The organism is Acidimicrobiia bacterium (assembly GCA_016650365.1).
Classification (GTDB): domain Bacteria; phylum Actinomycetota; class Acidimicrobiia; order Spongiisociales; family JAENVV01; genus JAENVV01.
Map to the genome: position 1 here is coordinate 1 of JAENVV010000217.1, position 13,405 is coordinate 13,405.

Sequence of the window (13,405 nt, forward strand, 5' to 3'; positions counted from 1 at the left end):
CGGCATTGGCCCCCGGGGTGGCGGTGGAGGCGGGTACGACGGCCGCCAGCTGTGCCTGCTTGGCCGTATCGACCGGTTCACCCGTTAGTTTGGCATGGCGGGTTTCGATGCTGCCTGCGTATCGACCGGCCACCCGGTTTAGGGCCCCCAGGCCAAAATGAACCCGGGACACTCGTCGGACGTGGATGCCATCGGAGGTGGTTTCACGCTCGGCGGTTACTCCGGGAACATGGATCGCCACGACCGTGACATCGTGCCCGTTCGCGATGAGGGTCTTGGCCTCTTTGGTGACGCGGGCGTCGTATTCGAATGAGTTCTTGACGAACATGCACACCTTCATGCCCGATCCTCCAGCCATGGTTGCGGGTCGGGATTACTGAGCTGGATTTGCAGCCTGCTAGCCACCGACGTCTGGTGGATCCTAAACGCCTCGACTGCGGTGGCCACCGTGGAGGTCCAGGCGTTCGGAGCGTTCAGGACTTCATCGACCCGCTCATCGAGCGCCCCGAAGTTGTCGGTCCGAACAACCAGATCATCGACGCCGACGGATTGGGCGAAATCCCGTGTCTTGGGGCGATATTCGATCGGAATGAATGCCGTGCCCATCGCGGCCGCCAGTATCCCGGCGTGGAGGCGCTCGGCGATGACGAGATCGGCGGAAGCGATGAGGTCGAGGGCGTCTGCGACCTCGAGGTGAGCAGGGACGTACGGCATATCGGAAGCGTTGGCCCGTCGCATGAGGTCGATGATGTACCGGTCGTCCTGGTTGAACGCCGACATCATCACGACTTCGTGTCCGGCGGCCCGCAGCCTTTGGATCGTGCCGGCCAAACCGTCGAACACGACATCGTCGTCTCCGCCGTGCAAGTTGCCACTGGTCCACACTGGACAAACGACTACCCGGCCGGGGACTCTGGCGACGTCCGGACGGGGCAGCGAGAGGGCCGGGTCACCGAGAACATCCACTGGCGTCTTGTATCCGAAGTCGGCGAGATGCGCTTGGGAAAGCGGCCCGCGAACCCCGGTGTATAGGGCGGCGTCAAAGAACTGCGCCCAAGCTGTGACGTCCTCCGTGCTGCCCCAATAATCAGGGCTCCGGACTCCCGTTCCGAACACGACTTTTTCAAGCCGGGGTGAATCCCTTCGGAGAACGCGGGTGAGGTAGTAACCCTTGCCGTTGATAAGGGTTCCGCCGCCAACCATGATCACCGCCGGGTTCGGGTGATCCCGCTGAACGTCGGCCCACGGCAATAGTTGGCGCACGGCAACCAGCATCGCCTCATCTCCAAGATTCCCGGCACCGGTGTACCCGATGTAGTCGATGCCAACCAGGTTGTCACTTGATTGTGTTCGAGCGACTGGCGGAGCAGACGCTCTCTGTTTCGTGATCTTGCCAACACTGCGGGTGACGGCTCTGACAACTTCTCGTGGACCGGCCTTGGCAACGTCACCAAGCCTCGGGTACCGACTCTTGAGATCGATACTGAGACTGGCGGGGAGCTCGGCATGATCATTGATCAGGAAACGAACGTTGATTCGGTCGAACAGGTTCGGCCAAAGAGGCGAGGCTGAGTCGAGGGCTCGACGGTCCTTCATGATCTCTCGTTTGCGAACTACTGCCAGCAGTGGGAGGCCCTCCCATCCGGCTGCGCCGTCGACGGTGTCGAGATCGTCGGTGGTACGGAATGTTGGCCCATTTGCCACTCGATAGGCAACCCGAACCGCTGCGATGCGGGGGTCGTCATCGAGTATCTGAACAGCTTTGGTCACCAACCGTGAGTTGACCGTGATTCGTGGATCGCGCAGTGCCACAAACTCGCCGTCCGATCGCATGATCGCCACGGCAACGGCCGATGTCGATGACCCGACCACGACCTTTACCCGGCGGGAGTGTTTGTCCAGGGATTTGACGGCTTCAACGGCCGCCTCTGGACCAACCAGCACGAGCTCCGCGTCGGCGAAGGCGTCGGTGGCGACACGCTCAAAAGCCGTTGTCAGGCTGTCGGGTGACGCCACGGGGATGATCCAGCTCAGTTTCGGAACCGTGGCGACCGGCGTCGATCTGACCCGATAGAACCGATGGGGGATTCGGTCGGCCATGAGCACCCTCGTTCGGTTTCGTGAGGCCTGACGAGTGGCATCGTATGGTGGGTCGTCCTGGACTTGGTGATACACGATCGCTCTCCGATCGGGCACGACGAAGCAGCCGGAATTCCAGAGGCGCCATCCGAGTTCGGTGTCTTCGCCACCCCACTCGGTGTAGATGTCGAGGAATCCGCCGACCTCATCAAAGACCCTGGCCCCGACCGAGAGATTCGAAGACAGAGTGGCCCGGTAGGCGGTGTCGCCGATCGTGAAGTTCTTGGCTCGTCGCCCGACCCAGCGTCGCCAGTCCTCGGTCTCGGCTCCGTCGTCGACGGGCGTGTGGGCGAGGTGGCTAAGCGGGTTTCCGGCCCTGATCTGTTCGGGGGTGATGTCGGTCGAGTCAACGTGCAGGCGGGAACCGGCGACGACCAGATTGCTGGCCCGCTCATGCCAGAACATATGTGTCTCGATGAGCCCGGGATCTGCGGCACAATCGCTGTCGCAAAAGAGGTAGACGTCGGTGTTGCAGAGCGACGCGGCGAGGTTACGAGCCGGCCCGGCACCGCGCCCCTCGAATTCCTGACGCACATACGAAACCGGAAGTAAATCGGCATATCGGTCGACGATCGCCCGGATGTCTTCTGTTGAACCATCATCGGCGACCACGATCTGATCGGGCTTCCGGGTCTGGCTGACCATCGAGGCGAGGGTTCGGTCCAAGAGAGAGCCTTGATTGAATGTCGGAATCGCCACCCCGACGGTGAGGTCGCCGGCTCGCTCCCGGGTACGGACGGGCTGATAATCGTTCTCGGGGGCCACCAGTCGCTCAATCATGTTCGGTATTGGCCTGTACCGAGATCGACACACGTGATGTCGCCGGACCTAACAATGGTCGCCCCGGCTGGCAACAACTGACGAAGATCTCCAGTCGTCGACTCATCGACAACAAAGACGCACGCCCGCGATCGTTCAATGGCTTCAGGGATATCTTTCGGCTTCGACACAACCGTGGCATCGATACGTTGTGGTGCCCCGGCAGCGTCCATCCATACGGCGCGATCGGTCAATTCGGAGAGATCGACACTCGGGTCGTACGAGGCAACCGTGTGAATATCGGATTCGCGTTCGATTCGACGGGCCACCGGGGAGTTCGGAAGTGGCATCACGGGTTGGGACCTCGCCGTTGCGGCGTTGGCCAAGGCAAGGAATCTGTCGACCCGGTGGTCGTAGGTGTGAAAGTCAGCCGTTTGTGCCCGCCCGCCTGCCGCGATGGCGGCGGCGTCCCCTGAGCGAAGCAGGCTCTGGCATTGGTCAACGAGATCACCCTCCCAGGCGACGTATTGGGCGCCGCGTTCGAACAGGCTATCGGTCCCTGGCAGATCATCCGTCAAGAGGAGGGCGCCGGCACTGGTCGCCTCGAATACCCGCATCGTAATCGGGAAGTGGCGGGTGCCCCCTTCGTTCACGACGATTTTGGAATTGGCGTAGACGTCGACCATCTCGGCCGGGGTCAAATCACTTCCGACATACGTCTTGAGCGGTGATCGCCGAAGCTGCTCGGCCCATTGATGGCGGAGGCCGTACGCCTTGGTGGCCCTGTCAAGGCCGTTTCCGATGAGGGAGACGTCGAACGCGCGGTCCTCCCAGCGCGGCGGATTAGGGGGAAGGAGACTTGGTTCGGCAGCAAAGTTGAACCGATGAACGGGAGCGGAAAATCGGTGAGCCAGATGCAGACTGTGAGCCATGAGAACCAGATCTGCCCGGTAGGTTTTCGCCAGACGCACGTTGGTCTCCACGTGGTGTTCCCCATGGTGGACCCAGAAGGCCACCGGGATTCCGGGGTTGTCGCCGATCAGGTCGATCCGGGGCAGCTTGCTTTCGACGATGAGCAATCCAGCTGTGTCAGATGGAAGAGTGGCCCAGTCGAGGTGGTCGTGAATGAGGAAGACTTCAATTCCGGCGCGCCACATGGCCTGTTTGAGATAGTGACCGGGACTGGTCGGGTAATCGCGGAACGCCAAGGCGACTTTTGTCCCGCGATGGCGGCCTTCTTCCGGTCGGCCCCTGGGCGGGAGGCTCCATCGGGCGTCGAAGCCAGCAGTCGAGACCTGCCACCGAGAATCTGATCCGCCCAGCTTCGCCAGGTCTCGTTCCCCGGGCGACGGCCAGTCGGGTTGCCGGAAGATTGCCCCGTTCTCCGACACGCTGGAGGCGGCTGTCGCAACCTCTCGGGAGGAGAGTGGATACAGCAGATCGGCGTTCACCTCCTTCACGGCGGAGCGAAGTCCCTGTTGGGCAATCTGGTGTCTCAGCTGGGACGGTTGAGCTTTACGCAGGAGATGGCCGACCGGACCGAGCCTTTGGGGTCGGCGCCCCGCCACCTCCACGCCGCTCCCCACGGTCGGTTGGAGCGGGCTCGTCATTACCGTGTGAACGTCGTGGTCTGCCTGTTGGAGCGACAGAGCGAGGGCTGCGATGTCCGGGCGTTCGTTGGGTCCACCCCGGCCGATTAGGCAGATTCTCATGAGCCGGCGATGCTGGCCAGGCGGTCGATGAGGCTTGTCCACTGCTCGCCGACTACTTCGATGTCATAGTGGGTCCGCACAAACGCCTGGGCTCGCTTACCTGCCCGATCTCGGTCGCCAGCCATATCCAGTATGAGATCGGGTAGTTCGTCGATGCTGGCTACAAAGCCGTCGGGATGGATCTCGGAAGCGCCCGGCCAGTCCCGGACGATCGGAACCGCCCCGGAGGCCGCTCCTTCGGCCGGGGACAGGTGGAAGCTCTCGTCGTCACTTGTTGACAAGAGGTATCCGATTCCCTGGAGCCACCCGGTAACGTCTGGACCCGGTTCGATCCAGGAGACGAAGTCACGAAAGGGTGGCGCCTGTAAACGCTCATCAACTCGCGTCGCAAAGGCTCGCTCGGTTGGGGAGTCCCAGACCCATTTGAGTGATTGCGGGTGCGCAGACTTGATCTGGAGGCGGTAGCGATCGTCGCGTTCGAGGACCCGTTCGAACACGTCGAGGGCCAGATCGAGCCGTTTACGTTCTGAGGCGACCCCCAGCAGCCCGATGGTGAACTCGGCCTTGTTTTGTTTAGGGAGGTCAAGCGCCTCGACGTCGACCGCGTTCGGAATGACCATGACTTTTTCGGGTGGCCAACCGGTCCTGGCAAGAAGCCGTCTGCGGTATTCCTCTCCGACGGTGATAACCATGCCAACGGAATCTATGTCGAGGTCGGCCCACTCGTTCCTGTAGAGCTCGAATCGGTGCATTCGCACGATGACCGGCTGGTCGCTGGCGCGATGGGTGACCGCCTCGACGGCATTTCTACCCAACCATTCGGCGACGATGACATCGGTATCTTCGATGACGGTTCGAGTCCGATCGGTGTCATCGACGTTGTACTTGTCCCATTCATAGGCGTCGATCGAATGTCCGTTTCTCGCCAGATACTCGAGGATTGGTCGGATGAATTTCTGGTCATAACCGATGACCCCAACTTTGGGTCGGCTGCCGGGACCGGTCATGCTTGTGGCCCGTACAACCCGGTCAGGTTGTCAGGAGCGACGCAGCGCGAAACGTCAAGGCCGGGCCAAAGCGGGTCGGATCCTGCCAGAAACGCGCTGGAACTGCCCGGGTAGGTGTGATCAGACGACGTGCGCATCAGACAGAACTCCCAGCGCTGGGTGGCGTATAACCCGTACCCGTTGGCTCTGGCCGCTCTTTCGAACAGGACGTCAACGAATCGGGGTCGGTAGGGAAAGGGACCTTGTTCCCACACTTCTCGTCCGAAAACCAGCGTCGGTCCGTTGAGGGTCCCGGCAATCTCGACTCCCTCCTGGTCGGGTCTCCGCAGGATCGTGGCGTTGTCCTCTTCGAGATACACGAACTGGGTGGCTTTTCCGACGACCCGGCAACCCGAGTATTCCAAGGCGTTGACACTGTCCTCGATATGTCCGGGTCCATAGAAGTCATCGTCATCGATCTTGGCGAGGAGCGGCGCGTTCGTTGTGTCGATGAGATCGTTGAGGATCTGGCCAAGGGGGAGTTCGCTGCTGAGTTCGTGCACTTCGGCCGACATCGGCACGTCCCGGATTGCCTCGTCGATCTCGTCGGTCATCGCGAAACCGTGAAGCCCGACCCGCAACTCGAGGTTTCGGTACGTCTGGGTCCCGATCTGACGGATGGCCGTGGCGACTACTTCAGGTCGTTTTGACGCCAGAATCATCGCCACGCGGGGGAGCGGATCATGGTGCACAAGTCCAACCCCATCGAGGATTCGTTCGCCGAAGAGCCGTGGGTGATACGTCCGATACGCCCATCGCTGAGCTACGAGCGAAGCTAGTGGTGCCATCGTCTCGTCAGGCTCGACGTCTACCCAAACGGCCGTGCCGTCGGCCGCCGCCTGGATCAGGTCCGGCGGCGGAAATTCGATCTCGGCCTGACGCACCGAGATGGGAACCTTAATCCCGTACCGGGGCTGACGAATGTCAAAGGTGAGGGGCAGGGGATTCTGGCGATCGAAGACGGCTCGGGCCGCTGTCCGTAGCTCGGCTGGTATGTCGTCGCCCCACGCGACAATCGGAGTAAGGGCGCCGTCGCGCTCCAGGGCCCGTTGGGCTTCGGCCCAGCGGGACGAGTGAACAACGATGAAATCGAGGTCCGACCCGCCTTCCAACTCCACCGCATCGAACGTTGCCTGGAGGCTCCGGAAATGGGCGTCCGGGACAGCACAGCCGACCCGAAATGAGGCGAAGGGTTTGCGGACCACCCGAACGCGCTCGTCGGACCGGGCCGCGATTGGCTCGTGCTCTTGCGCCACAGGTTTTCGTCCGATGAGCCGGCGGATCCCGGAACCGGCCTCAGTGAGTTCGGCGATACGAGTGGCCCGTTGCTCAGCACGTTGGCGCCAAATTCTGGCCTTATCGGTTTCGGCGGCGGCCCGGCTTTCGGCTGCAAGGCGGAGCTGCCGCTCATCGCGGAGGTCTTGCAGCAGTTTTTCGACAGCGGGTTCGGCCACGCTGCGATGCTAATCGTCAGCTTCGGTCAGGCCCGTTTCGTTATCCGAACGCCCTGGCGAGAAAGGCCGCTATTTGTCCACGGGTGAGGGTGCCCCGAGGACAGAACATGTCATTGGCGGGAGGGTTGCATCCCCGGGTTATGCCTGAAGCGCCGAGTGCATTGATGTTGGTTTGATGAACGGAGTTGGCATCGTCACCGAATTGATCAGCGACGTTGGTCGGGAGGCTGAGAGCTCGCACGAAGAAGCTCGCCATTTGCTCGCGAGTGAGCGTTTCCTGGTCGCAGAAGAACGTATTGCTTGGCGGGTTGCAGCCGACAGTGATACCGGCTTTGGCAACCGCGTTTATGTTGGCTTCGTGCGGTGAGCCGTTGTCATCGGTGAAGTAGTCGGTTGAGGAGGCCGGTAGTTTCAGTGCCAGCGCCAACATGGTTGCCATCTCACCGCGCGTTACCGGTCGGTCAGGACAGTATGAGCTTGCGTCACATCCGAGGGCAATGCCATGGGAAGTCAGCCATTCGATGTCGCCGATGAAGAGACTGTTTGCTGCATCGCCGGGTAACGACTTGAGAACCGGCAGGTTGGAGAGAGGCTGAGGGTGGTCGATGGACCCGCGAGCTTTCATGAAGATGACCGTGATGAAGAGCTGGCCGCTGGCCGCTGACTTCACCGAAATGCCGATGTGCGACCAGTCTCCGAGGATGTTGGCCCGGTGGCCGGGTGAGTCCATAAAGGCTTTGTGCAAGATGGGCATTGATGGTCCCATACCGACGTTTTCTCCGAGGCTGGACCAGCCGCCGTCCACCACTCCCGCCAGATTCGATGTGTGGAAAATGGTGCCTTTGGCGACCTGGAATGAGGTCTGTCCCGAAGCGTTGTCTTCGAGATCCCAGAAGGCGGTAAGAACGTTGAGACCATGGGCGGCCCGCTCGTTATTGATCAGGTCGATCATGTCACCCTGGAGGATGGAAGAAGCATCGGCCGGCTGAGGAGCCGGGAGCGTAGAAAACGCAAGAGCGGCGGTCACGATGACCGCCACCACGTAGATTCCCCTGCGCCCTAAGGAAAACATCATGGCTTTCTTATCGGTTCACGGCGCCAAATACTTAAGGTCCGGTAGGAACAAACTCACCGATAGTGTTTATCGGGATGATCCGGATCCGGTTTGTTCTTGTAATGGTCGTCGCCATGTTGGCGGCCTCGGCCGGCGCGGTCGGCGCGGCCCTTCCGCCAGGCGGAACCTTCGTGGACGACGATGGAAACGTCCACGAGTCGAACATTCAAGCCCTGGCTGAAGCCGGGATCACCTTCGGGTGTAATCCGCCGCTTGGTGACCGCTTTTGTCCGACCGGTTCGGTTACTCGCGGTGAGATGGCGGCCTTTTTGACCAGGGCGCTCGGGCTGACAGAGCGAACGTTGGATCGGTTCACCGATGACGACGGGTCGCTCTTTGAAGCCGACATCGAGCGGATCGCATCCGCCGGGATCACCCGGGGATGTAATCCGCCGGTGAACGATCGCTTCTGTCCGGACCGTGCCGTGACCAGGGCAGAGATGGCGGCTTTTCTGGTTCGCGCTTACCAGTACGTCGACCGAAGCCTTGGAAGGTTCTCCGATGACGATGGCTCCATTTTTGAAGCGGATATCGAACGACTGGCCTCGGCCGGGATAACCCTTGGGTGCAACCCGCCTGCCAACGATCGGTATTGCCCATCCGAACCGGTCCGGCGCGATCAGATGGCGAGTTTTCTCGTCAGAGCCGAGGGACTCATACCGATCGCCGTGCCGCCCAGACTCACTCCGTCTCTTGCCGAGCTTCCGTTCACTTTCGATTCGCCGATCCAGGTGACGGCACCCTCGGGAGACACCCGGGTCTTTGTCGTGGAGCGACCAGGAACGGTCAGGGTTCTCAGTGATGGGAAACTCCTGGGCGACCCATTCCTCGACCTGACAGGTGTTGCCATTGGCGGTGGTGAGCGGGGATTGTTGGCTATCGCTTTTCACCCGGACTTCGCCACAAACGGATTGGTATACGCCTCGTACTCTGCGGAATCGCCGTCGAGCGCGGCCGATCACCTTTCGGTGGTTGAAGAGTTCAAGGCCATCGGCAACCGGGTAGATCCGATGTCAGGGCGCCGGGTCTTTTCCGTCTCGCAGCCGCACGCCAACCACAACGGCGGGATGATCATGTTCGGACCGGACGGCTACCTGTATCTCGGATTAGGTGATGGCGGGGCGAGCTTCGATCCGGGCGGGAACGGACAGAATCCCGACACCGCGCTCGGCTCAATGGTGCGCATCGACCCGGCAACGGCAACCTCACAGAATTGGGCGATCGGGCTGCGGAATCCGTGGCGATGGTGGATCGATGGCACGGACATGTATATTGCCGACGTTGGCCAGGGCTCCCGCGAGGAAGTTTCGGTGGTCTCGACGTTGGACAAGGGGCTGAACTTGGGCTGGGTACGATTTGAGGGCACCGAATGCACTGGCCTCGGTAGTTGCGATACGGCCGGGTTGACGTTTCCCTTGGTCGAGTACACCCACACCGAAGGCTGCTCGATCACCGGGGGAGTTGTGTACCGGGGGGAGCTCACCCAGATCAGCGGGCACTTTCTTTATGGGGATTATTGCTCGGGGTGGATTCGGTCCGTCCGGGTCATTGACGGCGTTGTGGTATCGGAGAGCGCGCTCAGTTCGCTAGGAGTGGGGTTTGGACTGGTGTCGTTCGGGCAGGATGGGGTTGGACAGACCTATGTCGTTCGGGGTGAATCCGTCTTTCAACTTGTGGGTCGATGACGCCGATATTCGGATTGGTTGAGAAATGTTTGTAGAGTGGTTGACCGTGGGCGGGCGGAATCCGACCCGAGGAGTTGTGTTGAAACACATCAGGATCCTCCTCCTGTTTGTCATGGTGGTGAGCACCCTGGCTCCAGCCATTCCTGCTCAGGCCCAAACTTCGCCGCCGACCGTGACCTTCACTGGGGGCGGTTTCGGACATGCCATCGGGATGAGTCAATATGGCGCCTATGCCATGGCGGTCTCCGGCAAGACGTCGGACGAGATCATCGATACCTATTACACGAATGTCGCTCGCCAAGCCCATATGTCGCTGTATGGCACCTCCCACCCGCTTGGTTCGGCCAATCCAAGTCTCTGGGTAGGGCTCGCCCAGGACGTGAATTCGATCGCCTTTTCGATTCCGTCCGCGGCACTCGGCCCGGTCGATCTCTGCCAGGCCAATGACGGACAGGGCGCCGTTTGTCCGCGTACCGACGCGATACCGCAGCCAGGTGAGTCCTGGGAGTTTCGGCGGGTCGCCGGAGTGACGAACAAATGCGAGTTTCGCCGTGTCAGTTCCGAACACATTTTTCCGCCGGGCGATTGCAAAGCCAGCGTTACTTGGGGCGGGCCCGGCCGGGCGGAATACCTCAACGTTGATGGCACCGACTACCGGTATGGAACGCTGCGGATCCGCCAGGGCGACGTGCAGAAGGAATCGGGCCGGTTCCAGGTGTCTCTTGAGGTGCCAGTTGAGCAGTACCTGCTGGGCCTCCGTGAGGTGCCAACGAGTTGGCCGACTGCGGCGCTCGAGGCGCAGGTCATTACGGGTCGGACGTATGCCCTTGAGAAGTTCGATCGGTTCTACGACGCCACGCAGCCAAGCGCCGCTTACAACGACTTCATCTCTAATTCGCGACGGTCGTACTGCTACTGCCATGTCCTGGACTCAACGTACGACCAGAACTTCCGGGGGATGGACAACGAAAAGCTAAACGCCAGCACGTATCCGGCTTGGGTGGTGGCCGTCGGGGCCACGGCGAGTCAGGTGGTCACCTATGGCGGGTCGTTGATTCAGGCTTTCTACTCGTCTTCGACGGGCGGAAACACCGAAAACAGCGAGGACGTGTTTGTGACCGCACTTCCGTACTCCCGCTCCGTTCCCGATCCCTGGTCTCTTACGTCTGCCAATCCGAAGGCTTCCTGGGAGAAAACCGTATCAGTGGCGACTATCGCCTCGGTCTATGGCTTTTCCGAGATCTCGAACGTCACTCTCGACCACCCTGCGCCGAATGCCAGCATGAAGATCACGGGCGTCAAGAGCGGTTCGTTGGTAACGGAGACTGTCAGCATCGCCAAGAAGTACTCAAAACTCGGCCTGTCGTCGCCCTCTGTTTCTGGATTGTTCTACGACCCGTACGGCGGTGAGAGTCCGTACGCCTTCACCGACATTGCGGATTCGGTGCATTGGGAGAACATCAACAAGATTGCGGAACTCCGCATCACCCTCGGTTGCAACCCGCCAGACAACACCAAATTCTGTCCATTGGCCCCCGTGACTCGCGGCCAGATGGCTGCCTTCTTGACCCGGGCTCTCGGGTTGGTCGACCGGGCTCCCAATCCATTCATCGATGATGACGACTCGCCATTTCAAGCGGACATCGAAAAGATCGCCGCGGCAGGTATCACAATTGGATGTAATCCTCCGGACAACGATCGGTTCTGCCCGGATCGGCCGGTGACGCGAGCACAGATGGCGGCGTTCCTGGTCCGGGCGTACGGTTTTGTGGACCGTAGCCCTGACCCGTTCACCGATGACGATGGGTCGATTTTCGAGGCCGATATCGAGCGGCTGGCGGCGGCCGGGGTAACGCTCGGGTGTAATCCGCCCGCCAACAATCAATATTGTCCGGACTCCTCTGTGCTCCGTCAACACATGGCGTCGTTCCTCGTGAGGGCGATCAACCATAACGGCGGCGGCTAGCATCGTCCCACGTGACTGATCCGGTGGAATTCTTTGAAGGCGACTCGTGGACTTGTGGCGTCGTCGGGCTCGGATATGTCGGACTACCGCTTGCCCTCACCGCCGTTGCCAAGGGCCATCCGGCCGTTGGCTTTGATACGTCAGACGATCGGGTCCGGCGTCTTGGGGCCGCCTCCTCACCGATCGACGACGTTACCGACGCCGAGCTATCGAGCGCCCTACAACGAGGCTTCTCGGTCACTGACGACCCGAAAAACCTGACCGAGGTCGATGCAATATTTATTTGTGTGCCATCGCCGCTGGGGCGCAACCGCCAGCCCGACATGTCCTACATTCAGAGCGCCGCCACCACAGTGGCCAGAATCGCCCGACCCGGCCAGCTGATCTCGCTGGAGTCGACAACGTACCCGGGGACCACCGACGATATCCTTGTTACGGCCCTCGCCGACGTCGGGTTGGAAGTCGATCGAGATGTGTTCGTTGCGTTCTCTCCCGAGCGGGTATCACCTGGCGATGAACTGAAGACGGCCGAGATCCCGAAAGTTGTCGGGGGAGTGAGCGCATTGTCGACGGCGGTGGCGACTGCCGCCTACCGCCGTCTCGTTCCAAATGTCCATGCCGTGTCTGATGCCAAGACCGCTGAGATGGCCAAACTGCTCGAGAACACCTATCGGGCGGTCAATATCGGTCTCATCAACGAAATGGCTCAACTCGCTCACGAGATCGACATCGACATTTGGGAAGTCATCGAAGCGGCCGCCACCAAACCTTTTGGATTCCAGGCCTTTTTTCCGGGTCCCGGAGTTGGCGGTCACTGCATCCCCCTCGATCCGCAGTTCCTCGCATGGAGGGCCAAAGAAGCCAACTTCACGACCCGGTTCATCGATACCGCTGAGCAGGTCAACGAAGGCATGCCCGCCTGGACGGCACGCCGGGTGGGAGAAATGCTCAACCGACGGGGACTGCCGGTGTTCGGGACCCGCCTGCTTGGCGTGGGAATCTCATACAAAGCCGACATCGCCGACGATCGAGAATCGGCCTCCGCCCGGGTTCTCGTCGAGTTGGCCAAACAGGGCGCCGCGGTGGAGGTATTCGATCCGTTGGTTCCGCCCGATCGTATTCGAAGGCACGGGTTCGAACCCTCTACATCGTTCGAGGGATATGCCGCCGCCATCATCCTTACCGATCATGCCGGGGTCGATTATCAGGCAATCGCCGACGCGGTGCCTGTCGTCTTTGACACCAGGAACGCCTATCGGCGCCGTGGCATTGAGGTCGACAACGTAGAAGTGCTGTGATTGTCGGCGTTCTGTCCGTCGTTCATCACTCCGACGACGTTCGAATTCGCGAGAAGCTCATTCCAACTCTGAGTCAAGACTTCGATGTCGAGTATCACAGTCGAGCACCCGGCCCCTCCGTCGTGGAGGGCTTCGAGTGGCATCCGATTCGCGGCCCGCGGATTGTTCGAAACCTTTCCTTGGCCGCCCGTCTGTGGACACGATCATTGGACGTAGCGGTCCTAGTTGATCC

General features: G+C 60.8%; 9 protein-coding genes. 3 read left to right on the top strand and 6 right to left on the bottom strand.

The window, feature by feature from the left end; genetic code table 11:
• From JJE47_13010 to JJE47_13035, 6 genes are all read right to left on the bottom strand, one after another.
• Positions 1-340: hypothetical protein (locus tag JJE47_13010; protein MBK5268345.1), on the bottom strand; the 340-nt coding region annotated here is incomplete at its 3' end.
• Entirely contained in the window at positions 337-2,919 is a 2,583-nt protein-coding gene (locus tag JJE47_13015; protein ID MBK5268346.1) for a glycosyltransferase, read from the bottom strand. The genes JJE47_13010 and JJE47_13015, both read right to left, overlap by 4 nt.
• A complete protein-coding gene (locus tag JJE47_13020) occupies positions 2,916-4,610 on the bottom strand; it encodes a glycosyltransferase family 1 protein (protein MBK5268347.1) in 1,695 nt (564 codons plus the stop codon). The genes JJE47_13015 and JJE47_13020 overlap by 4 nt, the downstream gene beginning before the upstream one ends.
• Entirely contained in the window at positions 4,607-5,617 is a 1,011-nt protein-coding gene (locus JJE47_13025) for a glycosyltransferase family 4 protein (GenBank protein ID MBK5268348.1), read from the bottom strand. Before JJE47_13025 ends, JJE47_13020 begins: the two co-directional genes overlap by 4 nt.
• Positions 5,614-7,110, bottom strand: a complete 1,497-nt coding sequence (locus tag JJE47_13030) for a hypothetical protein (protein ID MBK5268349.1) — start codon at positions 7,108-7,110, stop codon at positions 5,614-5,616. Before JJE47_13030 ends, JJE47_13025 begins: the two co-directional genes overlap by 4 nt.
• A gap of 40 nt (positions 7,111-7,150) precedes the next feature.
• The gene (locus tag JJE47_13035; protein MBK5268350.1) at positions 7,151-8,185 is read right to left on the bottom strand and encodes a CAP domain-containing protein; all 1,035 of its coding nucleotides are present in this window, start codon (positions 8,183-8,185) and stop codon (positions 7,151-7,153) included.
• A 74-nt stretch (positions 8,186-8,259) separates the two neighbouring features.
• Here JJE47_13035 and JJE47_13040 point away from each other — a divergent pair, with 74 nt between their 5' ends.
• The 3 genes from JJE47_13040 (at position 8,260) to JJE47_13050 (ending at position 13,173) form a co-directional block, all read left to right on the top strand.
• Entirely contained in the window at positions 8,260-9,909 is a 1,650-nt protein-coding gene (locus JJE47_13040; GenBank protein MBK5268351.1) for a PQQ-dependent sugar dehydrogenase, read from the top strand.
• 79 nt (positions 9,910-9,988) lie between these two features.
• The gene (locus JJE47_13045; GenBank protein ID MBK5268352.1) at positions 9,989-11,875 is read left to right on the top strand and encodes a SpoIID/LytB domain-containing protein; all 1,887 of its coding nucleotides are present in this window, start codon (positions 9,989-9,991) and stop codon (positions 11,873-11,875) included.
• 11 nt (positions 11,876-11,886) lie between these two features.
• On the top strand, positions 11,887-13,173 hold the full coding sequence (locus JJE47_13050) for a nucleotide sugar dehydrogenase (GenBank protein MBK5268353.1): 1,287 nt from the start codon (positions 11,887-11,889) through the stop codon (positions 13,171-13,173).
• The last annotated feature ends 232 nt before the right edge of the window (positions 13,174-13,405 follow it).